The organism is Pantoea vagans (assembly GCF_001506165.1).
Taxonomy (GTDB): Bacteria; Pseudomonadota; Gammaproteobacteria; order Enterobacterales; family Enterobacteriaceae; genus Pantoea; species Pantoea vagans_C.
In genome coordinates, this window is the sequence record NZ_CP011427.1 from 3,351,497 (window position 1) to 3,376,175 (window position 24,679).

Annotated in this window: 21 protein-coding genes; 2 read left to right on the top strand and 19 right to left on the bottom strand. The window is 51.6% G+C overall.

What is annotated here, in order from left to right; translation table 11 throughout:
* The first annotated feature begins 284 nt into the window (after nt 1–284).
* Nucleotides 285–548 carry a 30S ribosomal protein S20 gene (gene rpsT, locus LK04_RS15620; protein WP_034826107.1) on the top strand — a complete coding sequence of 88 codons (264 nt, stop codon included), beginning with the start codon at nt 285–287 and terminating at the stop codon, nt 546–548.
* A 61-nt stretch (nt 549–609) separates the two neighbouring features.
* Here the strand turns inward: rpsT and nhaR are convergent, their stop codons facing one another.
* The 7 genes from nhaR to tal all read right to left on the bottom strand — a co-directional run bounded on the left by nhaR (nt 610) and on the right by tal (nt 9,331).
* The gene (gene nhaR / locus LK04_RS15625; protein ID WP_039329417.1) at nt 610–1,503 is read right to left on the bottom strand and encodes a transcriptional activator NhaR; all 894 of its coding nucleotides are present in this window, start codon (nt 1,501–1,503) and stop codon (nt 610–612) included.
* Between the two features lie 30 nt (nt 1,504–1,533).
* Nucleotides 1,534–2,712, bottom strand: a complete 1,179-nt coding sequence (gene nhaA / locus LK04_RS15630; protein WP_039329419.1) for a Na+/H+ antiporter NhaA — start codon at nt 2,710–2,712, stop codon at nt 1,534–1,536.
* Nucleotides 2,713–2,878: 166 nt separating this feature from the next.
* On the bottom strand, nt 2,879–4,024 hold the full coding sequence (gene dnaJ / locus LK04_RS15635) for a molecular chaperone DnaJ (protein WP_039329421.1): 1,146 nt from the start codon (nt 4,022–4,024) through the stop codon (nt 2,879–2,881).
* A 104-nt stretch (nt 4,025–4,128) separates the two neighbouring features.
* Nucleotides 4,129–6,039, bottom strand: coding sequence for a molecular chaperone DnaK (gene dnaK / locus LK04_RS15640; protein WP_039329423.1), 1,911 nt, complete (start codon nt 6,037–6,039; stop codon nt 4,129–4,131).
* Between the two features lie 212 nt (nt 6,040–6,251).
* Entirely contained in the window at nt 6,252–7,553 is a 1,302-nt protein-coding gene (locus LK04_RS15645) for an MFS transporter (protein WP_039329574.1), read from the bottom strand.
* Nucleotides 7,554–7,666: 113 nt separating this feature from the next.
* Nucleotides 7,667–8,254, bottom strand: coding sequence for a molybdopterin adenylyltransferase (gene mog / locus LK04_RS15650; protein WP_039329424.1), 588 nt, complete (start codon nt 8,252–8,254; stop codon nt 7,667–7,669).
* Nucleotides 8,255–8,377: 123 nt separating this feature from the next.
* Complete coding sequence (gene tal / locus LK04_RS15655) at nt 8,378–9,331, bottom strand: transaldolase (RefSeq protein WP_039329426.1); 954 nt, start codon at nt 9,329–9,331, stop codon at nt 8,378–8,380.
* A gap of 213 nt (nt 9,332–9,544) precedes the next feature.
* On the opposite strand from tal, the gene yaaA reads away from it, so the two are divergent.
* Complete coding sequence (yaaA, locus tag LK04_RS15660; protein ID WP_039329428.1) at nt 9,545–10,318, top strand: peroxide stress protein YaaA; 774 nt, start codon at nt 9,545–9,547, stop codon at nt 10,316–10,318.
* A 104-nt stretch (nt 10,319–10,422) separates the two neighbouring features.
* Here the strand turns inward: yaaA and tssE are convergent, their stop codons facing one another.
* The 12 genes from tssE to LK04_RS15720 form a co-directional block, all read right to left on the bottom strand.
* Nucleotides 10,423–10,848: a type VI secretion system baseplate subunit TssE gene (gene tssE, locus LK04_RS15665; RefSeq protein ID WP_182059038.1), complete on the bottom strand. Its 426-nt coding sequence runs from the start codon at nt 10,846–10,848 to the stop codon at nt 10,423–10,425.
* A 2-nt stretch (nt 10,849–10,850) separates the two neighbouring features.
* Entirely contained in the window at nt 10,851–11,375 is a 525-nt protein-coding gene (tssJ, locus tag LK04_RS15670; protein ID WP_039329430.1) for a type VI secretion system lipoprotein TssJ, read from the bottom strand.
* Complete coding sequence (tssG, locus tag LK04_RS15675; RefSeq protein WP_039329576.1) at nt 11,356–12,435, bottom strand: type VI secretion system baseplate subunit TssG; 1,080 nt, start codon at nt 12,433–12,435, stop codon at nt 11,356–11,358. The genes tssJ and tssG overlap by 20 nt, the downstream gene beginning before the upstream one ends.
* The gene (gene tssF / locus LK04_RS15680; protein WP_039329432.1) at nt 12,399–14,168 is read right to left on the bottom strand and encodes a type VI secretion system baseplate subunit TssF; all 1,770 of its coding nucleotides are present in this window, start codon (nt 14,166–14,168) and stop codon (nt 12,399–12,401) included. Before tssF ends, tssG begins: the two co-directional genes overlap by 37 nt.
* Nucleotides 14,169–14,193: 25 nt before the next feature.
* Complete coding sequence (gene tssA / locus LK04_RS15685) at nt 14,194–15,786, bottom strand: type VI secretion system protein TssA (protein WP_081998075.1); 1,593 nt, start codon at nt 15,784–15,786, stop codon at nt 14,194–14,196.
* 73 nt (nt 15,787–15,859) lie between these two features.
* Nucleotides 15,860–16,429, bottom strand: a complete 570-nt coding sequence (locus LK04_RS15690) for a DUF3592 domain-containing protein (RefSeq protein WP_039329435.1) — start codon at nt 16,427–16,429, stop codon at nt 15,860–15,862.
* A gap of 125 nt (nt 16,430–16,554) precedes the next feature.
* Entirely contained in the window at nt 16,555–17,418 is an 864-nt protein-coding gene (locus tag LK04_RS15695) for a formylglycine-generating enzyme family protein (protein ID WP_039329437.1), read from the bottom strand.
* A 32-nt stretch (nt 17,419–17,450) separates the two neighbouring features.
* Nucleotides 17,451–18,314, bottom strand: a complete 864-nt coding sequence (locus tag LK04_RS15700; protein ID WP_039329439.1) for a formylglycine-generating enzyme family protein — start codon at nt 18,312–18,314, stop codon at nt 17,451–17,453.
* A 38-nt stretch (nt 18,315–18,352) separates the two neighbouring features.
* A complete protein-coding gene (locus tag LK04_RS15705) occupies nt 18,353–19,219 on the bottom strand; it encodes a formylglycine-generating enzyme family protein (protein WP_039329441.1) in 867 nt (288 codons plus the stop codon).
* A 35-nt stretch (nt 19,220–19,254) separates the two neighbouring features.
* Nucleotides 19,255–20,148, bottom strand: a complete 894-nt coding sequence (locus LK04_RS15710) for a formylglycine-generating enzyme family protein (protein WP_052205985.1) — start codon at nt 20,146–20,148, stop codon at nt 19,255–19,257.
* A 117-nt stretch (nt 20,149–20,265) separates the two neighbouring features.
* Entirely contained in the window at nt 20,266–23,076 is a 2,811-nt protein-coding gene (locus LK04_RS15715) for an ImcF-related family protein (protein ID WP_158649443.1), read from the bottom strand.
* Between the two features lie 430 nt (nt 23,077–23,506).
* Nucleotides 23,507–24,679 carry a hypothetical protein gene (locus LK04_RS15720; RefSeq protein ID WP_039329443.1) on the bottom strand — a complete coding sequence of 391 codons (1,173 nt, stop codon included), beginning with the start codon at nt 24,677–24,679 and terminating at the stop codon, nt 23,507–23,509.

Genomic DNA, 24,679 nt, shown 5'->3' on the forward strand with positions numbered 1-24,679 from the left:
ACCCTTGAATGGCCCTCAGGTTAACCCGTATACGTGCCTTTCCTGTGTATGGTGCAGCTTAAAGCGCACGCAACCCATTGCTCAGGCAGGTAATGAAGATTTTTAGTGCGAAATACTGTATTCAGCGACGGGTTGCTGGTAGAATCCTGCGCCATCAATTACGTAATCAAGCGCCGTTGCTAAAACGACGCTTATTTGCACAAATCCATTGACAAAAGAAGGCGCAAAAGGCATAGTCCTCGGCCTTTGATTTGTCCATATAGATCACATTTGGGAGTTGGACCTTGGCTAATATCAAATCAGCTAAGAAACGCGCCGTAACATCTGAGAAACGTCGCAAGCATAACGCAAGCAACCGTTCAATGATGCGTACTTTCATCAAGAAAGTATACGCGGCTATCGCAACAGGCGACAAAGCTGCTGCGCAGAACGCATTCAACGAAATGCAACCAATCGTGGACCGTCAGGCTGCTAAAGGTCTGATCCACAAAAACAAAGCTGCACGCCATAAAGCAAACCTGGCTGCACAGATCACCAAACTGGCTTAATCGCCTGTTAGGTTATCGCTTTGTCGAAAGAACCGGCGCTTAGCCGGTTTTTTTATGCCTGCTATTTCGCATTAAACAAGTCGCTGAAATCCCGATTGCAGATGCGCTGCACCGCCGGATGTTGAATCATGCGCTCGGCAAAGATCACGTGATACTCCTCCATGACCGCCTCTAACCGCCCTATCTCACGAATCGAATTGTCGTGATACCTCTCTGAGCCGTACAGCGTCGGCGCCACGAAAATCGCGTTGTTTTGCGCGCCAAAGGCCTTCATTAATGCCGCATCATCAAACTCACCGAGAACCTCGACCTGCAATCCCTGATGGTGAATCCAGTTCAGTAACTTGCGCCCCAACATCGATCGACGCCCCGGGAGCAGCAAACGGCGCTGCTCTAAGCAAGCGGGAAACGGGCGATCCGGTAGGGGGTCGTTGCACCAGAAGCTGATAGGGCACTCCCCGAGCTTCACCGAAAACAGCCCTTCCTGTTGCGTCGAGTCGATGGGGCAATCAGAGAGGATCATATCCAGCTTGTGCTGGCTTAACTGCTCCAGCAGCATCTCGTGCGTTGACTCAAAACAGCGCAGATGAATGCTCTCATCCGAGACCACAGCCGCTTCCAGTACTTTGCTCACTAATTGCTTGGACAGCGCATCCGCCACGCCCACATCAAACAGCACGTGAGACTCTTTGCGGTAGTTAACGATATCCAGCATCTCCTGGCTGAGCATGAACATGCGATCGGCATAGCGAAACACAAGCTGACCCAGCTCGTTAGGCACTAAACCGCGCCCTTGTCGACGAAACAGCGCGCCCCCTAACTGCAACTCCAGTGCTTTGATTTGCCCGGTGACCGTTTGTGGTGTGAGGCACAGTACATCGGCGGCACGCACCACCGAGCCGGTTTTACACACCTGCCAGAAATAATAGAGATGATTAAAGTTGAGCTGAATCATAAAAAAAGGAGGCTTTCGCCTCCTTCCCTGTTAGCGCAGTTTGATGCGCAGCAGTGTGTAGCCAATCACTGCCGACAACAGCGAACCACTGAGAATACCGAGTTTGGAGAAGGTCACCAGTTGCTCATGAGCGGCATCAAAGGCCAGCGAGCTAATAAATATCGACATGGTGAAACCAATGCCACAGAGCACGCCAATCGCCATGATATCGCGGATTCTGGTGCCGTTCGGCAACACGGCCAGCCGCCACTTCACCGCCAGCCAGCAGAACAGCGTAATACCTAATGGCTTACCAATTAGCAGACCAAGAATAATACCCAGTGGCTCCGGTGACAGCACATCACCAAAGGTAATGCCGCTCAACGAAATCCCGGCGTTGGCAAAGGCGAACAGCGGCAGAATCAACCAGTTCACCCACGGCATCAATCCGTGTGCCAAATGCTCTGCAGGCGAGTGGCCCTCCTTCTCTTCCAGTGGCACAAAGAAGCCGACAATCACACCCGCCAGCGTGGCATGGACACCCGATTTCAGCACCGCCGTCCACAGCACGATACCCACCAGCATATAGACTGCGATGTTACGCACGCCGCAGCGATTCAGGATCGCTAACAACACAACCGCGCCTGCCGCCACGCTAAGCGACAGCACAGAAAGATCGCTGGTATAGAACAGCGCGATAATCACGATAGCGCCGAGATCGTCAATAATCGCCAGTGCCATCAGGAAGACTTTCAGCACTGTAGGTACACGGCTGCCCAGCAACGCCAGCACACCGAGCGCAAAGGCAATATCGGTTGCGGTCGGAATCGCCCAGCCATTACGCGCGATCTCGTCACCGTGGTTGAAGTAGAGGAAAATCAATGCGGGCGCGACCATGCCGCCAAGTGCCGCAATCACCGGGAAGATGGCGCGATCACGGCTTGCCAGTTCACCGGTGATCAGCTCACGTTTGACTTCCAAACCAATCACCAGGAAAAACAGCGCCATCATGGCATCGTTAATCCACAGCAACAGGTTTTTGCTAATATCCAACGCGCCGAAGCGAATTTGCACCGGCTCCGCCAACAGCGATTGATAGCCTTGCGCGGTAGAAGGATTATTCGCGAGAATCATGGCCGCTACAGCAGCCAGAATTAATACAATGCCGGTGCTGGCATCGCTGGAGATAAAGCTTTTCAACAAGCTTCGAATACTACGAGGTTTGTTCACAACTCCTCCTGAGCAGGACAATTTTGACGGCTAGTGTAGCGGCGGACATACCTCGTTAAAAGCAGCTTATGTCTCGTTTATAGATCGGAAAAATCGATCTATTAACGTGCAGGCATAAAAAAAGCGGAGAGTCTCCTCTCCGCTTCATTGTGAACCACCATCCCGATTAACGAGTCAGATCGTCAAAGAACTTTTTCACACCGTCAAAGAAACTCTTGGAGCGCGGGCTATTTTTCTCACCCGTTGGGCCACCAAAGCTCTCTTCCAGTTCACGCAACAGCGCTTTCTGTTTGTCGTTGAGGCTAACCGGAGTTTCCACCACCACACGACACAGTAAGTCACCCACTGCACCGCCACGCACCGATTTCACGCCTTTACCGCGCATGCGGAACAGCTTGCCGGTTTGGGTTTCCGACGGCACTTTCAACTTAACTCGGCCATCCAGGGTCGGTACTTCAATCTCACCACCCAGCGCGGCCATGGCAAAGTTGATCGGCACTTCGCAGTACAGGTTGTTATCTTCACGCTCGAAGATTGGGTGTTTCTTCACTGAAACCTGAACGTAGAGATCGCCTGCTGGTGCACCGTGCTCACCGGCTTCACCTTCACCGCTCAGACGAATACGGTCACCGGTGTCAACGCCTGCCGGAATTTTCACCGACAAGGTTTTCTGACGCTCCACGCGACCATGGCCGTGACAGGCGTTGCAAGGATCTTTGATCACGGAACCCCGACCGTGACAGGTCGGACACGCCTGCTGCACGGTAAAGAAGCCCTGGCGCATCTGCACCTGGCCCGCACCATGACAGGTCGAACAGGTCTGTGGCTGCGTACCCGCTTTGGCACCGCTGCCGTGGCAAACGTCGCACTCTTCCAGGGTTGGAATGCGGATCTCTTTGGTCACGCCGCGTACCGCTTCTTCCAGCGACAGCTCCATGTTGTAGCGTAAATCGGCGCCACGGGCAGCACGCTGACGGCGTCCACCACCAAAAATATCGCCAAATACGTCGCCAAAGATATCGCTAAAATCAGCACCGCCGCCGCCGAAGCCACCGCCACCAAATCCACCGCCGCCCATGCCACCTTGTTCAAAGGCTGCATGACCATACTGGTCATAGGCCGCACGCTTTTGCGCATCGGTCAGGATCTCGTAGGCTTCTTTGATCTCTTTAAACTTCGCTTCGGCTTCTTTATTGTCCGGATTGCGATCCGGATGGTATTTCATCGCCAGGCGCTTATAGGCCTTTTTGATTTCACGCTCATCTGCGGATTTAGAGACGCCTAAGATCTCGTATAAATCACTCTTAGCCATATTTGTTCTGCCCTTAACATGATCGCACGGGCGTGGAGAGATCTCCTACGCCCGTGCTGGTTTCAACGACTGTCAGGCCAGCCGTTGTGCCCGGTCAGGGGCAATTATTTTTTGTCTTTAACTTCTTCGAATTCAGCATCGACAACATCGTCATCTTTCTTTGCTGAAGCGTCGCCCGCATCTGCTGCGCCCGCCTGGCCTTGCTGCTGTGCCAGTTCCATCAGTTTGCTTGAAACTTCCATCAGAGCCTGCATTTTGGCTTCGATGTCTGCTTTGTCTTCGCCTTTCAGCGCGGTGTTCAGCTCGGTCAGTGCAGACTCGATCGGTGCTTTGTCTTCAGCAGACAGTTTGTCACCGGCTTCATCCAACTGCTTACGGGTGCTGTGAGCAATCTGGTCACCCTGGTTACGGGTCTGTACCAGCTCTTCGAACTTACGGTCAGACTCAGCGTTAGCTTCCGCGTCACGCACCATTTTTTCGATCTCTTCTTCGTTCAAACCTGAAGAAGCTTTGATGGTGATCTTCTGCTCTTTACCGCTGTTTTTGTCTTTCGCAGACACGTGCAGGATACCATCGGCATCGATATCGAAGGTGACTTCGATCTGCGGCATACCGCGCGGTGCAGCCTGAATACCGTCGAGGTTGAACTGGCCCAGTGATTTGTTATCACCCGAACGCTTACGCTCACCCTGCAGCACGTGAATGGTCACGGCAGACTGGTTATCTTCAGCGGTTGAGAACACCTGGCTGTGCTTGGTTGGGATAGTGGTGTTCTTGCTGATCAGCGCCGTCATCACGCCGCCCATGGTTTCGATACCCAGTGACAGTGGGGTAACGTCCAGCAACAGAACATCTTTCACTTCACCCGCCAATACCCCCCCCTGAACCGCAGCACCAACAGCCACCGCTTCATCTGGGTTCACGTCTTTACGTGGCTCTTTACCAAAGAATTCGGTCACTTTGGCTTGAACCATTGGCATACGTGTCTGACCACCGACGAGGATCACGTCGTTGATGTCAGAAACAGACAGACCTGCATCCTGCAGCGCAACTTTCAGTGGCTCGATAGAGCGGGTCACCAGATCTTCAACCAGTGATTCCAGTTTCGCACGGGTCACTTTGATGTTCAGGTGCTTAGGACCGGTCGCATCTGCAGTGATGTACGGCAGGTTGACGTCGGTCTGCTGTGCAGAAGACAGTTCAATTTTCGCTTTCTCAGCGGCTTCTTTCAGACGCTGCATTGCCAGCGGATCGTTGTGCAGATCGATGCCCTGATCTTTCTTGAATTCTGCCACCAGGTAGTTGATCAGACGGCTGTCGAAGTCTTCACCACCGAGATGAGTATCACCGTTGGTTGCCAGAACTTCGAAGGTCTTTTCGCCATCTACTTCATCGATTTCGATGATAGAGATATCGAAAGTACCACCGCCCAGGTCGTATACCGCGATAGTGCGGTTGCCCTGGCCTTTATCCAAACCGTAAGCCAGTGCCGCTGCGGTTGGTTCGTTGATAATACGTTTTACGTCCAGACCCGCGATACGGCCGGCATCTTTGGTTGCCTGACGCTGTGCATCGTTGAAGTAAGCTGGAACAGTGATAACCGCTTCGGTTACCGCTTCACCGAGGAAATCTTCCGCGGTTTTCTTCATTTTTTTCAGCACTTCTGCAGAGATCTGCGGCGGTGCCATTTTCTGGCCTTTCACGTCCAGCCATGCGTCGCCGTTATCAGAACCGATGATTTTGTACGGCATGATTTTGATATCACGCTGCACTTCTTCGTCCTGGAAACGACGACCAATCAAGCGTTTGATTGCGAACAGGGTATTCTGCGGGTTAGTCACCGCCTGACGTTTAGCCGGCTGACCAACCAGAGTTTCGCCATCCTGTGTATATGCAATAATTGACGGTGTGGTGCGATCGCCTTCGGCGTTTTCAAGCACACGTGCTTTACCACCATCCATAACCGCAACACATGAGTTGGTTGTACCCAAGTCAATACCAATAATCTTACCCATCTAAACGTCTCCCACTTAAATTCTTGTCAATTAGCGTTGTTAGCAGAGATGCGGCCAAACTGGCTTTTTTCAACTGCTGTGTCAGGCATTTTTTTGCTGCCTGACATCACTCGATGACAACTAAATGGGGCCGCTTCAGAGCGCATCAAGGGTTAAAACTAAAATAATTTTAAAAAAATGCGGAAATGAAAAAGGCGCTTACGCGCCTTTGATTACACATTCACTTGATTCAGTATGGATTCGCGCTGCTTTTCACTCTGCAACCAGAGTCCAACCAATAGGCCAATCAGTGCCAGCGCCAGCACATACCATGCTGGAGCCATCGGCGTTAGCTGCATCATTAACGTCACGCTGATTGGCGTCAGACCACCGAAAATCGCATAGGCCACATTGTAAGAGAAGGAGATGCCGGTGAAACGTACCGCTGCCGGGAAGGCTTTAACCATCACAAAGGGCACCACACCCACCACGCCAACACTCAATCCCGCCAGTCCATACCAGACAAACAGCATCTCCGGTGAACCACCGAGTTGATGGAAGAAGTTCCAGCTAAAGATAGCGAGCAGCAAAGAGCCGATAATCAGCGTCAGCGGAGCACCAAAGCGATCCACCAGCCAGCCCGCTATCACACAGCCAAACAGCAGCATAATGGTGGCGACACTGTTGGCTTGCAGACTTAATGCCGCAGGGATGCCATGCTGTTTCTGCATCAAGGTTGGCGCCATCAGAATGACAACGACAATACAGGCAGAGAGCAGCCAGGTCAGCAACATTGAGATCACAATACCGCGTTTGTGGCTAGCGAGGATGGTTTGCAGCGGCAGCTTTTCAGACAGCGCTTTGCGCTGCTGCATCTGCTGAAACACTGGCGTTTCGTGCAGCCAACGGCGCAGATACATCGCCAGTAAACCAAACAGGCCACCGAGGAAGAATGGAATGCGCCAGCCGTGATCGCGAATCGCAGCCGGTGAAAGTGTGGTGTTCAGCACCGTCGCCACCAGCGAGCCGAGTAAAATTCCGGCAGTTAACCCGGCGGTCAGCGTGCCACAGGCAAAGCCGATGCGTTTTTCCGGCACATGTTCCGCCACGAAGACCCACGCACCTGGCACCTCTCCACCAATCGCGGCACCTTGCAGTACGCGCATCAGCAGCATCAGTAACGGCGCGGCGATACCGATGCTGGCATAGGTCGGCAGTGCCCCCATCGCCAGCGTCGGCAGTGCCATCAGCAGAATACTCAGGCTAAACATCTTCTTGCGCCCGACTTTGTCACCAAAGTGCGCCATGACAATGCCGCCTAATGGACGCGCCAGATAACCGGCGGCAAAAATGGCAAACGTCTGAACCTGACGCAGCCACTCTGGGATGTCGGGTGGGAAGAACAGCTCGCCAATCACGGCAGCAAAGAAAACGAAAATAATAAAATCGTAGAATTCCAGCGCCCCACCAAGAGCAGCCAGCGACAGAGTTTTGTAATCCTGTCCGTTAAGTCGACGCGTCGTATGTGCATCCATCATCGTGCGGTATCCAGAGGCAAATTCAGAATAGTTGTAAAGCTGGCCTTACTATACCGTCAATAATTTGCCACACCAGTATCGCTAGATTTTATGCCTCAAAACGGTGATTTTCAGACGTTTGTCTCACGACGTGCGCTTTTAGGGCGGAATGCTGCTACCACTTCAGGATTGGTCTCCACATAGGGCCCTTCCAGCAACTGTAAACAATAAGGTACAGCCGCGAAAATGCCGGGCACTTTTACTGTGCCATCTTCCGCTTTCAGTCCTTCAAGGGTTTCTTTAATGGATTTTGGCTGCCCCGGCAGATTGAGGATCAGAGACTGCTTACGGATCACCCCTACCTGGCGCGAGAGAATCGCGGTGGGCACAAATTGCAGGCTGATTTGGCGCATCTGTTCGCCGAAGCCCGGCATTTCACGGTCGGCCACCGCCAAAGTGGCATCGGGAGTGACATCACGGCGCGCCGGTCCGGTTCCGCCGGTGGTCAGCACCAGATGGCAAAACAGCTCATCGACCAGTTCGCAGATGGCCTGCTCAATCATTGGCTGCTCATCTGGCACCAGACGGGTTTCGATTTCAAACGGCGTGGTCAGCGCGGCAGCAAGCCAACTCTCCAGTGCCGGGATGCCCTGATCCTGATAAATGCCGTTAGCAGCACGGTCGGAAACGGAGATTAATCCAATACGTAAAGTATCCATTGAGTTATCGCTGTGGTTGACCGCAAGGCGGCAAAAAAAGGGGGATGCAAAGAGGATAATACAAAGCGGAGGCGAGGGAAAAGCGTAATACCGTGGCGACCGGTGCCGCCACGGCCAATCACCTTACAGCAGTTCGGCGATCATCTTCTCAAGTTTGCCCTGGTCGATGGCAAAGTTGCGGATACCTTCAGCCAGTTTGGTCACGGCCATTGGATCCTGGTTGTGCTGCCAGAAGAACTCAGCTTCGGTCATTTTCGCTGGACGCGCTTTGACTTCACCGGTGTAGCTCAGTTTGCGCTCAACCGCACCTTCGCTCTCTGCCAGCTCTTTCAGCAGGTTCGGTGAGATGGTCAGACGGTCACAACCGGCCAGCTCAATGATCTCGCCGACGTTACGGAAGCTGGCACCCATTACCACAGTTTCATAACCGTGCTGCTTGTAGTAGCTGTAAATTTCAGAAACAGACACTACGCCTGGATCTTCGTGCGCAGCGTACTCTTTCTTGTCGGTGTTCTGCTTGTACCAGTCGAGGATACGGCCCACGAATGGTGAGATCAGGAACACACCCGCTTCTGCACATGCACGCGCCTGCGCGAAGGAGAACAGCAGGGTCAGGTTACAGTTGATGCCTTCTTTTTCCAGCTGCTCAGCAGCACGGATGCCCTGCCAGGTTGAAGCCAGTTTGATCAGGATACGGTCGTTGCTGATGCCCGCATCGTTGTACAGTTTGATCAGGCTACGCGCCTTCGCGATGCTCGCTTCGGTGTCGTAAGAGAGACGTGCGTCAACTTCAGTAGAAATACGGCCTGGGATCAGTTTCAGAATTTCCAGACCAATGTTAACGGCCAGCTTGTCAGAAACCAGTGCCAGCTGCTCTTCTTTGTTGCTGCTCTGCTGACGTGCCCAGGTAATGGCTTCGTCAATCAGTTTGCGGTATTCAGGGATTTGAGCGGCGTTGAGGATCAAAGAAGGGTTGGTGGTCGCATCTTGCGGCTGATAAAGCTTCATCGCCGCGATATCACCGGTGTCGGCGACCACAGTAGTCAGCTGACGCAAGGAAGTAAGTTTGTCCGTCATGGTTCTCTTTCTCTTAGGTTGACTGTCAGGGTGTAAAAGGCTGTTGGGATAATATCACGCACAAATCAGTGCGCAACATCACGAAGTGCCTCATTACGATAGCGCCGACAAATGGGAGTGATTTGCCGATCCGTGCAGCTTTTTTGCTACACTCGTCGCAACTTAATTCCCACCAATCCCCTGTAAACAGGCGGGTCAACAAGGACAAACACGATGCTGATGGTTATCTCGCCAGCGAAGACACTGGATTTTGAAAGCCCGCTGGCGACACAGCGCTTTACGCAGTCAACCCTGTTAGAAAAATCACAACAGCTGATCGATGTTGCGCGCGATCTCTCACCCGCGCAGATCAGTTCGCTGATGGGCATCAGCGACAAACTGGCGCATCTGAATGCCGATCGCTTTAACCAGTGGCAGCCGCCCTTCACGCTCGACAATGCACGTCAGGCGATTCTGGCGTTTAAAGGTGATGTCTACACCGGTTTGCAGGCAGAGACGTTCAGTGAGGCAGATTTTGATTTCGCTCAGCAGCACCTGCGCATGCTGTCTGGTTTATACGGCGTGCTGCGCCCGCTGGATTTGATGCAGCCTTACCGTCTGGAGATGGGCATCAAGTTGGCCAACCCGGCAGCGAAAGATCTCTACGGTTTCTGGGGCGATTTACTGACGCAGAAGCTCAATGACGCGATGGCCGAGCAAGGCGATGAGGTGCTGATCAACCTGGCGTCCGATGAGTACTTCAAAGCGGTGAAGCCGAAGCAGTTGAACGGAGCGTTGATCAAGCCGGTGTTCCTTGATGAGAAGAACGGCAAGTTTAAGGTCATCAGCTTCTACGCTAAGAAAGCGCGTGGATTGATGAGCCGATTCGTGATTCAAAACCGCCTGAGCAAGCCAGAGCAGCTTAAAGAGTTTGATGTGGATGGCTACTTCTTTGCAGCTGACGAGAGCAAGGGTAACGAGCTGGTGTTTAAGCGCCGCGAGCAGTAGTCTGGCGCGCACATTCTGTACTCATGGAAAGCAGGTCGCCCCCATGGCGACCTGAACGAACCACCGACAGTTAACCGTAGCGGCGTGACTTATCACGCTTGCCTTTAGCGCAAATGCCCTTTCTGCCGTAGATGGCGCACCAGCACGCGGCCTTCGGGCATAAACTCGGTGCCAAAGCGCACCAGTCCCACCTGCTTCAACTCAGCTTCTAACGTATAGCGCAGATGTCCCGGTGTGCGCTGTTCCATTAAGGTCAGCTGGACCTCTTTAAGGCGGGGCTCATATTTCAGCAGCGTGTAGCGCAGGATCGCCATCAGCCGATGCGCGGTAGCGGGCAATCCCTGCAGGATCACACTCATGTCCGGCAGGCCATAATCAGGCAGATGCGCCAGCGATCCGGCGCGGCTGTTAAGAATACGCTGCATGTTATCCAGCACCGACAGGATCACCTGCTCCCGCTCATCCACCTGATTCAGATCTAACTCCCCCTCAAAGTTGAAGGAGAGCATTTCATACAGCGAAGGATTCATCGCTATTCCTTGTGCTTCAGCGCTAAATCGCCATTGCCTAGCACGATCACTCGCGCATCATCGGCGTCGAGATCGTTGCGATCCAGCACTAAACGCCAGCTGTTCTTTTGCAAATCAGGCGAGCGGAACAAGCCGACCACGGCAACGTATTTGGCCTCTTTATCCATCGGCACATCCAGTGACACGCTGCCGCCCGGCATCACAGTCACATCCCGCTGCGCCAGCAGGTCGCCTTTTAACGTGCTATCCGCCTGGGTTAACAGCGTCTGATAATCGGCTTTATCAAACGCCTGACGATCCTTCAGCTGATAGACCCGCAGTAGCGTGGCGAGTGGCACATCACCTTCATCGCTGTTAACGCCACTGCGCGTGGTGAAATCGAGATGCAGCGTAGTGATCTTCTTATAGAAGATGGAACGCGTCATTGAAGCCGTGCCTTCGGAAACGCTCTGCGTTAAACCACAACCGCTAAGCAGTGCCGCGCCAATCATCGTGACTGCCGCGAATTTAAAATTGATAACCGCCATCAATGGCCTCTCGTTGAACAGGATTAGGAGTCAGTCCCTGGTAGACATCCAGGTTTATCGTGATGTTGTCTGGCAGCGATGCCGGCTTACGTTTGGCGCTGAAGCCCAGAATCGCGCTGCGCCCCAACTGCACATGGTGACGCTGCAGCCGGGCATCGGGCAGTACACTGTGCGGTAACGTCAGCTGGAGTTTGGCGCTGCAGCGCCAGCCAAGGTAAACCCGCAGTAGCACCAGCAGGTCGCTGTGCAGTTGACCGCCGGGTTGCCAGCCGCGCGCCTCTTCGGCATCAGCGGTATAGAGCTTGAGCAGCAGCTGGCTGTTGGCATCGACGCCCACTTTGCCCAGCACCTGGCGCTGTGACAGTAAGGTGCGCCGCTGCGGATTAAAGCTGGCGGGTTGCGCCAGCGGCACCGATTGCGGCCAGTGGGCGATCACCCGCGCACGCGTATGCGGGGCCAGCAGCGTCACCAGCGACTGCACACCTTCAGCGGTGCGCGTTGGCAATCGCATGGTGCTGAGGAGCGCAAGAAAGCGCGACATGGGCGTGGCGATCTTGCGGGCCGATCCCGGAATGCCCAGGCCGATCAACCCCAGCAAACACTGTGAGGTGGCATCGCTGCCGCCCGCTTCATAGCTGGCGGGATAAGAGTATTTGCGCCAGATGCGATAAAACTGCGTCAGCATGCGGTGGTTGAAAATATCCAGAAAGCCTTCAATCGCCTGATGCCCTTCGCGCCGCTGGGCAATGTCATCGAGATAGCGCGTGGGTAGTGGCGAGTCCACGCCGTATAAGCCCAGGAAGGTGGTGCGCACCGAAGGCAACTGATCGGGGGTTTCTCCCCACTCGACACGTTTCATCTCACTGCTGGGAAAGCCCATACCCGGATGCGGTCGAAAACGCAGCGGATCGTCAGCGGGCGATGAGGTCGATCCCAGTGGCGCAGCACCGGCGTTGGCATTTTCCACCAACTGGCAGAAACGATAAAAATTGGTTTTGTGGATCACCGGCGCGACCCGCGCAATCACCCCGGAATGCGCTGACTGTGATTCTCTTTCCATCGCAGGCATCGTCCTCCTGGTTGCAATATCAAGGTCAACTGATTGAAAAGATGGATATCAGCGTAACGTGCAAAGAACTGATTCAGCATCTCGCCAAACAAGCAGATATCGCCCTCGCCGCTGAAGCCATCACTGTTGAGGGTCACTTCGATATCCACGCCGCGTAGCAAGAAGCCCTGTTCAAAGCGCTGAATCAGATGATGTTTCACTTCCACAATGGCTTCCAGACGGCGACGGTTCATCTCGCTGTCGGTCCAGTCATACAGCGCCAGCGTGCCGCGAAGCACTTCGGCATTGTCCATCATGCTGAGGAAGTTCGATCCCAGGTGACTCAGAATGCGCCAGTGAAAACGATCTTCTGCCGGTGGGTAGCATGGCAGCGTAGGCGCGCAGAGATTTTGCACCCGCAGCGGCACCTGGGTAGTTTGCAACGCGGTGTCGAGTAAGGTGCTGCGCAGCGCTTTGCGCGGTAACTGACCGTTGGTGCCGGTGATGCGCAGCGACAGGGTTTCGCCCGCCTGTTGCTTGTCGTCCTCAAACGCGTCGCCACCGAGAATGATCCAGGTATCGTGCAAACCGGATGGCCCGCGTCGCACGCGCGTGTGGAAATAACGCTCTGGCGCATTGTGCCGTAGCATCCCGCCACGATGGCGGAAGCTGGTGAAAGGCACATACTCCTGCTCGTTGGCACGTTTAGAGGATCGTACTGAATCCACCGAATAAATTTCGGTGTGCCCATCCTGCACGCGCAGTGGCCGCAGCAAGTACTCGTTTTCCAGCCCGGTGATGGTGAGCGGATCAGCATCCATCGTGAACAGATTCACCACGGGCACACAGTGCAGGCGGAAGCTGTCGCGGTTAAATGGCAGGTCATACTGCCAGTGCTCGCTCAATACAATATCGATTTCGAACCACGGCAATGAGGCGGGCAGCAGCACCTGTTCGAGGCCATTAAGCGCCACAAACATAAACTTCTCGCGAAAGGTGAAGTACTCCAACAGCAGTTGGTAGCCGCTAAATGCGGTGTCGCTTTTCGGCCACAGACAGTCTTCTGAGGCAAAACCCTTTGGCGAAAAATATCCGTTCAGTCGACGACGATCCGGTACTGGCTGTCCGGGGTAGCGCAGATAAATCGCGTGGGTCTGTCGGGTCAGCGCCAGGTGCAGTGCAGAAGACACGGGCGTATCGGCATTGAGATAGAGTGGCAAAGCGCTCAAATCCACTTCACGCCAGTCTGCTAAAGCACTGCAATCAAAGCGCAGACGGATCATCGAACGTCCATCTGCCTCGGTTTGTAGCGAGGCATCGCTCAGCGTCAGCGGATTGAGGGTCATGGGCTGCGTGGTGCGATAACGACAACGCGTCCCTTTGCTGCCCACCGGTTGCGACATCACTTCAAAGCCGCTGTCGAGGGTTTCACTGACTTTCATCGCCCGGTGCTGCGGCGCCAGTTCGACAATTGATAAAGATGGAATGGTACGCAGATAGTGCGGCCACAACAGGCTGACCAACCCTTCGGTGAGTTCTGGCAGGTCATCATCCAGCTTCTCTCTCAGCCGGCCCATTAAAAAGGCAAAACCTTCAAACAGACGTTCCACGTAAGGGTCGCGGTCACCCACTTTGTCCAGATTCAGCATCGCGGCACGATCGGGATGCGCTTGGGCAAACTCGTGTGCGGCCTCTTTCAGATAACGCATTTCCGCTTCGTAATAGCGCAGCGTTAAGTCATCCATGTAAACCTCATTGGTTCTTGTCGTATCAGGTGTTAAACAGCACCGCCGCTTGCACTGGGTCGATGGCGACCAGGCCCGCCAGCAGTGCGTCGATTTGTCTTGATAGCGCGGCTTTATCTCCTTCGCTGCGTTGCAGTTTCAGGCGCAGCAGCTTTAGCAAACGTGCTTTCACCTCAAACAACAACGTGGGTTCCCACTGATCCAGACGCAGCGACTGATCGCCCCGGTCCAGTTCGCTCAGCAGATGCTGTGCCATATCATTTTTGCCGCATGACTCCGCCACCCGCGCCATCAGCAAGCGCTGCAACCAGCGCTCCCGACGGGTGCTGACCTCCGGCGCGTCACTGATCCAGCGCAGCGCCGCATCCAGGCCATCGCTATCAGCGCGGGTCAGAGCCTCCTCTTCCAGCGCGGTGATGTCATAACCTGCGCCGCTGCTGACCACGCGCGTTTCCGGCTGCCAGCGCGGCTGATTACCCTGCACGTGCTGGGCAATCCACTGGCGCGTGGTGTCATCCGCGAAGGCGGTGCCATCGTTGAAGCGCTGGTTTTCCAGCTCGGGTAACCGTTCGAGGAACATGCCGAGGTCGCGTTTGGCGATTTCCGCCCACTGCGAATAGGGATGGCCAGATTTACTCAGCGCCTGATTGGCATACCAGTGCAGATCCAGCCAAAAGTGATTCACGCCTTCGATAAACATGCGTTCCACTTGCTCCAGCAACTCCATCCAACTCTGTTGCAGATGCAAGCGTTTCAGCTGGGCGCGGAGTTCGCTACGCGGCGGGATCAGGCGTGTATTGCCGCTGCTATCCTGTGCCGGAAGCTGATGTACCGTATCCCAGCGCACGCTGCGCATCATGCGCGAACTGGCTAGCCAGCCCTGAGGTTGGTCGCGCAGGTAACGGGTCAATTCTCGCGCCTGATCGAGCAGATCACGGCCCGACTGAATCCGGGTCACGGCAACCGGCGCACTCTGTACTGCCGCCGTCGATGACTCTGCGCCGGGTGTACCCTGTGGGCTTTGTTGGCTGGCACCGCCCGCCAGTTGCAGACGGGTTTCCAGCATTTTGACCAGCCCATCCAGATCGGGCTGATTGGTTGCCTCCCACGTGGCAAACTGGCTGTTGAGCAGACCGAGTGCGGCGATAGCTTGTTCTATTGCCTCGCGATTGGCCTCCGGAAACAGCGAAAGGCTGTCCTGGACTTTGCTCCCCGCCAACCACTCCAGCGCGACCTTACGGCTTTTGCCTCTGGCGGGCAACAGCTGCTCACCAAAGTTTGCCACCAGCCCGGACAGCAGCGTGATGCCTGCCGCCAGCCCGGCATCGCCCTGCTGATGCAATCTCGCCCAGCAGTAATAGGTGGCGACACGGACATCCTTGCACTGCTGCGTCAGCTGTTTTTCCGCCAGTTGCGCGATCAGTGCGGTATCCACGCCAGAGAGTTTATTAACTTCTTCGCGCATCAGCTGGAAATCATCTTCATACGAAGGGTCTTCACCAACGGGAGAGGATGCGCTAATGGGTTGCAGCCACGGCTGCCACGCTGCAAGCTGCTGTTGCGCCTGTTGATCGGCATCGCGCTGCCCGAAGCAGCGTTGAATCAGTTTTTGTAACATCATGATGGTGTTTAATCTGAAAAGGTGAATAGCGGTTCGAGGACCGTAGGGTTCGTGCAAACGATGAATACGATTATAAAGACGCCTTACTGTCAGGATTGGGCGCGCTGATAGAGTGACGCGTCGCCCGCATCACTCTGACCAGAAACACAATCAGCAACAGCAAGCCTGCCAGCATTACTAACTCGCCGGAAAACGACAGCATCCGCGCATTTTCAGGGTGTTGTGGATCATAGTAGAGGGTGACATGATTACCGCGTTGAACGCTGACGAGCCAACTGTTAGCACTCGTTTTGACGCGCCGGAGCTGACCATCTGCCGAGTGATATTCCACAATCGGGATGCGAGTGACGCGCTCGGAGCCAAAGTAACAGACGTCATTTTCGCAGGAGTAGTCACCGTCGCTTTTTGTCTTCCAACGTGTCCTTTCAATGTAATCGACAATCACACCTTCGGTTTTCTGCCAGTACATCATTTGGTGCCATGAGTGCCAAAGCCCCCTCACGCCAAAAAAGCCGAAAAACAGGATACCTATCAGTGCGCCAAAAAAGATCCCGCGCATAATACGTAGGTCTATACGCTGCTCGCGCTGCTTGCGTTTTAACCACTTACGGCGAACACGTTTTCGTGTGGATTTGTTCATGGAATATGAAAAGTCCTGTTGAGGTAGGTACTGTCTATTTCACGGAAGACATATTAAGAAAGAGAAATCAGCAAGCGTGCGAGAGGTGAAATTGAAACCTATCTATTAACAGGATAAGCAAGTGCCTAATTATTCATTACACAGCGTGCATTGTAATAGGGTAAGTACCAACTTCTGTTGCCAAGGGTAGGATCCTTTGAATTACGAAATACGGTCTGATTACTCAAAGCACCGCCTCCACCCTCATAACCTCTTATGACTTTTTTGGTTCCATTTTCAGGGCCTGTGGGGTTTTTCTTAGCTGAGTGGGAATAATAGTCTTTTGCGTACCAATCCTGCATCCAGTCCACTCCGTTCCCGGCCATATCATATAAACCCAATGGCGTAGGTGGATATTTCCCTACGGGATAATTGAACATTTCCCAGGTCATTTCTTCACGCTGTTCGGTTGAAGGAACATTCCTTCCCTCTTCATACTTCCCGTTATCCGTAGCATAAATTACATATTTACCACCATCACGGGCAGCATATTCCCATTGTGCTTCAGTGGGTAAGCCTACTTTTTTCCCAGAAACTTCACCTAACCAGTGACAATAATCCTGAGCCTGTTGCCAGTTTAAAGCAGCAGGCATATCGGGTGCCTGCAATTTCTCCCCGTCGTCTTCATTGCCTGGCGGCAAATCAGGCCGTGACAGGTTTTTCGCTTGTAAATAGACATCATAATCCTGCCAGGTTACTTTGTATTTACTGATGCTAAAATCATCGAGCGTAACTTTATGCAGCACTTTATCATCTTCGCCAAGTGAAATGGGCAATTTTTCATCAGTTAATGGGCCAAAATCCCCCATTTCAAACGTTCCACCTTTGACCTTAACCATATTAGCCAGCGAAGAAACAATTAGATTATGATACGCCTCTACTTTTTTATCATCTGTTCTATCACAGGCGCTCAACAATAATGTCAAAAGAATCATATAAAAATTACGCATTGTATTACCCCTAACATTCCGTTTAAATCCCTTTACTTATTAACTACGCAACGGGCATTATAATAAGGTAATACTTCTTTACTTCCACCTAATGCTGGATCCTCATACTGACGAAAAACAGTTTGATTTGAATATTCATCACCGCCACTTTGATATCCTCTAATCACCTTTTTAGTGCCAGAATCAGGGCCTTTAGGATTTTTTCTTGGCGAAACTTCATAGTAATTTTCCGAATACCAATCTTGTGTCCAATCCACTCCATTACCTGCCATATCATAGAGGCCCAATGGTGTTGATGGATACTTACCTACAGGATAATTTATTATTGTATCTGTCATTTCTCTTCTTTGTTTTGATGAGGCAAGGTTTTTACCTGGCTCATACTTTCCATTATTTGTTGCATAAATCACAAGTTTACCACCATCCCTCGCAGCATATTCCCATTGAGCTTCGGTGGGTAAATCAATTTTTTTATTTGTTGCTTTACCTAACCATTGACAATAATTTTTAGCCTGCTGCCAATTCAGTGAAGCAGGCATATTATCCGCTCTAACTTTATTTAAATCACTTTGATAAAGATAAACTACATCTGGAATAACTATGCCTTTTAACTTTGCATAAACTTTATAATCCTTCCAGGTCACCTTATACTTACCAATGCTAAAATCACTTAACGTGACATCATGCAAAAATTTATCATCATCGCCCAATGAGATAGGTCGCCTGTCATTTATTAAAGGACCAAAGTCACCCATTTTAAATGTACCCCCCTTAACCTCCACCATATTAGCCAGTGAGTGCCTGACTAAATCTTGCTGTACCTGAAAAGCATTATTATTTTTAGGATCACAAGCAGTTAAAATCAACGAAAAAAAAATCACTAAATACTTGCTCATTATTCATTCCAGTTATCAAAAACAGGTATGATCAATGACTAATTATTAATCACACAGCGTGCATTGTAAAAAGGTAAATTCCAGCTTCTGTTGCCACGAGTAGGGTAATTTGATTTGCGAAATACGGTCTGATTGCTCAAAGCACCGCCTCCACCCTCATAACCTCTTATGACCTTTTTGGTTCCCGTTTCAGGGTCGGTAGGATTTTTTTTAGCGGAGTGTGAATAATAGTCTTTTGCGTACCAATCCTGCATCCAGTCTACTCCGTTCCCGGCCATATCATATAAGCCCAATGGCGTAGGTGGATATTTCCCTACGGGATAATTGAACATTTGCCATGTCATTTCTTTACGTTGTGCTGTCGAAGGAACATTCTTTCCCTCTTCATACTTCCCGTTATCCGTAGCATAAATTACATATTTACCACCATCACGGGCAGCATATTCCCATTGTGCTTCCGTGGGTAAGGCTATTTTTTTTCCAGAAACTCCACCTAACCAGTGGCAATAATCCTGAGCCTGTTGCCAGTTTAAAGCAGCAGGCATATCGGGTGCCTGCAACTTCTCCCTGTCGTCTTCATTGCCTGGCGGCACATCGGGCCTTGACAGGTTTTTCGCGTGTAAATAGACATCATAATCCTGCCAGGTGACTTTGTATTTACTGATGTTAAAATCATCGAGCGTAACTTCATGCAGCACTTTATCATCGTCGCCAAGTGAAATGGGCAATTTTTCATCAGTTAATGGGCCAAAATCCCCCATTTTAAACGTTCCACCTTTGACCTTAACCATATTAGCCAGCGAGCGATCTACCAGATCCTGCTGTAAGTGAGCTGTTTTAACATCCTTGTTCCCGTCACAGGCATTTAGCAGCAACAGTGAAATGATGGCTAAATATTTAAGCATCTTTAGTTCCAGTTATTAAATACCAATCAAATAAATCACTGGTTATTCATTACACAGCGTGCATTGTAAAAGGGTAAGTACCAGCTTCTGTTGCCAAGAGCAGGATCAATTGATTTTCGAAATACGGTCGCATTAGAAAAAATACCGCCGCCACCCTCATACCCTCTTAGGACTTTTTTGGTTCCCGTTTCAGGGCCTGTGGGGTTTTTCTTAGCGGAGTGGGAATAATAGTCTTTTGCGTACCAATCCTGCATCCAGTCTACTCCGTTCCCGGCCATATCATATAAACCCAATGGCGTAGGTGGATATTTCCCTACGGGATAATTGAACATCATTCTCGTCATTTCTTCACGCTGTTCGGTTGAAGGAACATTCCTTCCCTCTTCGTACTTCCCGTTATCCGTAGCATAAATTACATATTTACCACCATCACGGGCAGCATATTCCCATTGTGCTTCAGTGGGTAAGCCTACTTTTTTTCCAGAAACTTCACCTAACCAGTGACAATAATCCTGAGCCTGTTGCCAGTTTAAAGCAGCAGGCATATCGGGTGCCTGCAATTTCTCCCCGTCGTCTTCATTGCCAGGCGGCAAATCAGGCCTGGACAGGTTTTTCGCGCGTAAATAGACATCATAATCCTGCCAGGTGACTTTGTATTTACTGATGCTAAAATCATCGAGCGTAACTTTATGCAGCACTTTATCATCTTCGCCGAGTGAAATGGGCAATTTTTCATCAATTAATGGGCCAAAATCCCCCATTTCAAACGTTCCACCTTTGACCTTAACCATATTAGCCTGCGAGCGCTCAATTAAGTAATGCTGCGCCTGCAAGGATTCCTTATCTTTTTTACCATCGCAGGAACTTAACAATAATGGTAAAAATATAATGGCGAAATATCGCGCCTTTTCATTTAATTTAAAATACATAATCCTATTCCCTAAACCATTCTCAACGCAAATCCCTTCCAATGTAAAAAAATGTTCTGCATTGCGCTCTATTTTATTTCCACTCCAAACAGCAAATATTTCCTTATTCAGGGTGGATTACAAAAAGATCTGCTGAGGTAATCGGAATCCTTTCAGCGCCAGCAGTGCTAACGGGCCGGAGCCGGCTTCAGTGCGAAGAATGTAGTTCAGCGGCAAGCCATCCTGTGCGGCGAAGGTCAACTGATAGCGACTGCTATCAAGTTGCTTCACCGTGGCGCGCTCCAGCAAGCGAATCAGCCCCCAACTTCCCTGATAATCGGCGTACTGGCGACTTCCGGCGTTGACACTCGACCAGTTCAGCAATACGCCAGGCTTAAAGACATTGCCCGGCCAGCTCACCGCGCTCCAGCTCTCCATCTGGTTAAAATACTTGATGTCTTGTCCATCAATGGTGATGTCGGTCTGCACCACATTGCGTGAAGGGCGTGCCATCAGCTCAAATCGCATTCCCGCATCACCGCTGGCAAACAGAATGTCGGAAAGCGCACTGAGTTGGTTGACCGCTTTCAGGAAGTCCGGGTTAATTTGCATGCCCTGGCTGTTGATGGCATCCGGCATCCACTGATTGCCTTCTTTGTGCAACACACCGCTCAACCTCGATTTGATAAAGGCATCGATACGCCCGGTGTCGCTGCGCAGGTATTTCGCCAACAGCGGCATAGAGGCATCGCTTTGGGTGGCATTAAATGGATAGCGCCCGGCAAAAGACTTCTCCCACTCGCTGACAATCGATTGCTGCCACTGGCTATTCAGACTTTCCGAAGTCGGTGACAGCACCTGCTGCCAGGCCTGCTCCAGCGGACGCACAAAGACATTGTCACCAAAGCCATTCCACTCCTGACCAAGGCTGGCTGACATCAGACTGCCGTAATCACGGGTGTCCGCCAAATCCCCCGATTTCCCCTGAAACACGCTTTGAGCAAGTGACTGCGCCATGGCCTGCGGATCGGCTGCGTTGGTGATCTGCTGCAGTTTCAGACGCACACGATTCACTCGCGTCATAAAGGTTTGCAGGCTGAGGTTATTGTTGCCCTGCCCGCCCGCATCGCCCTTGCTGAGCGCAAGCAGCGGGTCAAACGTCGCTGCCAGCGGTTCTGGCAACGTGGTGGGCGCTTTGCCTGCGGCGGCATCAGCGCTAAACAGGGTTTTAGCATCAGGAGCCAGCGCTTCACCCGCTCGAGCCTGATACTGTATCGTGCTCATCAATGCCACCAGTGGGGACTGGCGCGCATCGGTCATCAATGTCATCTGATCAATGGCATCCGCGAGGTTCTCCGCACTGTTCCAACGCAGGCTGTTGAGGAAATGCTGCCATGCATCCGCGTAATCGGTGAAGTAGCGCTGAGTGAGTCTCGCTTGTAGCGCCTGAGGCGACAAATCATCCGCTGCTGTTACGCTGTTATCACTCAGCACCCAATCGAAGGCTTCCCGACGCTGATCGACCCGTTTGGCAATAGCAGCCTTCACTTGTTGATCCCAGGCCTGACGCGTAAACACCCCCGGTACGACGTCATCGGTGGTGAACAGTGAAGCGGCATCAGTATCACCTACCATCTGGTTCAGGGTCATGTCGCTAAAGGCTGGAACGAGCTGATGCATCATCTGCTGATACAGCTTGTCTTCCAGACTACGTGCTGCGGTGGTGCGTAATAAGGTACGACGCGCGGCGCTAATTTGACTGGCATCTGGCGTGATACGCCACGCCGGATGTTGCGGCAGATTTTGTGCATAGAAGCCGTACAACGCCGGTGCGCTGCTGCGCCACAATCCTGCACCAACTTCTGCACGTTCAGGCCAACTGCTCAATAAGGTCTTGCTGAGAAATGCCGCATCACTCTTTTCTGGATGCGCCATCATCAGTAACGCTTTGAGATGGTTGTAATCACTGCGGCTAGCCACTTTTGGCATCGCAGCGAGTTGCTGCTCAAGATGAGATGCGGTGGCATCGCGCATCAACTCATTATTACTGCGCGCATACCATGGCCAGAGCGCGGCCAGTTGTTGGCGACTGCTATCAAGGCCAAAGCGTTGATACCAGGGTGCGCCCTGCGCGGCTTGATATTGCAAACGGGCAATCTGCTGCTGTAGTGCCAGTTGACGAATAATGTGGGTGTTAAGGGGTTGATTGCCCTCAACGGCAGCCTGCGCCAACTCCCTGCTATTTTGTAACTGTGCACGATTACTGGTGAATGATGTCACGCTGCCTAACGCCCAAGCGGCGGCCAAGCCCAAAATGCCCCACTGCACACTTTTCTCCCACGGCAAGCCTAGACGATGCGCACATTTATGTCGGGAATCTTCCAGCAAACTTTTCCAACCCGTGTCTGCCAGCCAGCTATGTGGTGCGGCTGCGGCGCCATTCGTGGCGGTGGGTAAACTAAACATCAATCCAGCCAGATGAAGTGACTGTGGTCCATTCATTAACGGCTGCAAACTTTGTTTAAAGCGCGTGCCTCCTCCGTTTGCCAGTTTTTGCGCCAACCGCAGAAGGAAGTCATGTTGTGGATTGAGCATCAATTGCTGCATACCCTGCCTGCTCAACATCGGCGTCAAAGACTCCAGGCCTTTCTCTAAATCTACAGGAGCACTGTGCTCCGCTAACAAACACCCAACTGATTGAGTCATTCGGTCATGTTGCTGCCAATCGCTGTGCTGCACTTCCCATAAATAAATCGGTATCCGCCAGCCGATGGAGTGATAGCGCTGATGGATTTTTCTGACGAGCCCATCGACTTGCGTTGCCTGGTGAAATTGTTGTCCATCACTGACCCAAATCATCGCGTCCAGCGGGCGGCGGCGAAGTTTCTTCAATGCACTCAATTGTTGATTTTCATCGGTAGTGTTCAGGGAGCCACTCCAAATGAGCACTGCACCATCTCCCTCAAGCCACTGATTAAATGATAAACCTGGCGCGACCTTGTCAACTGCAGCAGCATCACCTAAGAGATATAAGAATTGGACCTTCTGTCTCCAACTGCGGCCATAACGATAGCGGAGATGGTCACGCATCTCCTGGATCCAATCCGTCATGCTTGATGGCGTCGAATCGAGTACTGGCAGTTCCGCAGGGTCTTGTCGAAATTTCAAACCACCACGCCCCGCATTCATTGCCGCGTTGAACGCAGCAAGAATGGCACAACTCGCTCCCATGGCCATCAGCCACAAGTAAAACTGGCGTCTTGCTCCCCCCCAACCTAATGCGTCAGCAAAAAAATAGCTGAATGCAGCAGCGGCTATGCCTATGAACAATACGAAAAAAAACAATCCAATTGTTCGCCAAAAATTAAACGCTTTCATTTCAAGCCTGCTCCATGACTTTTGAGAAGGGAACTAACACATTGAGAATAATTCGCCCATTGGTTTCGCAGGCTACCAATTGAGATTCATGCTGCTTGTCTATTGCTGCCAATGCAAAAGCGAGGTTCAACCAAATACTGTTCCGCCTAATGGGCCCCAAAAATAAATTTAACTCTCTAATTGGCGGAATGAATTCATATTCATGAACTTTGTATTGCTGATTTACAGTTATCGTCAACTCAGCAAGTTGTTCGCTGGAAAGATTAGAACACCAGATATTTTTCGAATCTGACATGCACGATTGGTAATGAAGCATATCAGAAACATCTAAAGACAGATTTAATGGCTGGCTAATTTGGGGTCTCAATAAGCGAGCCTTATTATTCATCTTTTCCAGTTGCAGGTTATTTGAAAGCAGCAAGGCCGCGCCATACTCTGTTTCGACCCTGTCTCCATCCGGAAGATCATTCAAATGAACATCAATGACAATATAGGTTTTATTTGTTGCTCCCTTGAGCCAACATCCAATTTTTTCTTCATACTCTACAGGAATGAAATGGAAAGCCGATATTAAGTCTACCGAGAAGCCCATATCCTTCCAGCACGCAATAAAATCGGCCTGACTGGCTTGATCCGGCGCCCTAACAAAGCAAACATCAAAGTCTGTGAGTGCCACGATTTGCTGAAAACGCCCGCGTAAAGAGAATAGCAACTCCTGCATAATTTTTTGATTAGAAACAGTGTTGGATAGCGCTGAATTCAGCAAAGCTGCATTTTCTTTCCTGACCATGAAGTCTTCATTATCAATGAAGACATTCTTATCTACGGAGGGTGGGGTAATTAATTTAGCATCAATCACTATTAGGCTTTCATTACACCAGGCTTTCCAATGCTTTTCAACCTTGCCAGCTTGATCTAAGTAGTAATGATTGTAATCAATATCAGTACCATACTTGTAACATCGTAGTGACCAAGCAATCATCAGTAATATGACCACCCCAATAAAAGATGCTGTCAATAATCGGTATAATTTTGTTTCAGGATGGAAGTTATTGATGAAATAAAATGCTATAAAAAATGACACACCTACGAGCGTTATGGCGCGAATCCATCGCTGCCGGACAATTTTCTTCGGGTCCGCTGGCGGTATGACCTTTTGTATGGGCCAGGACAT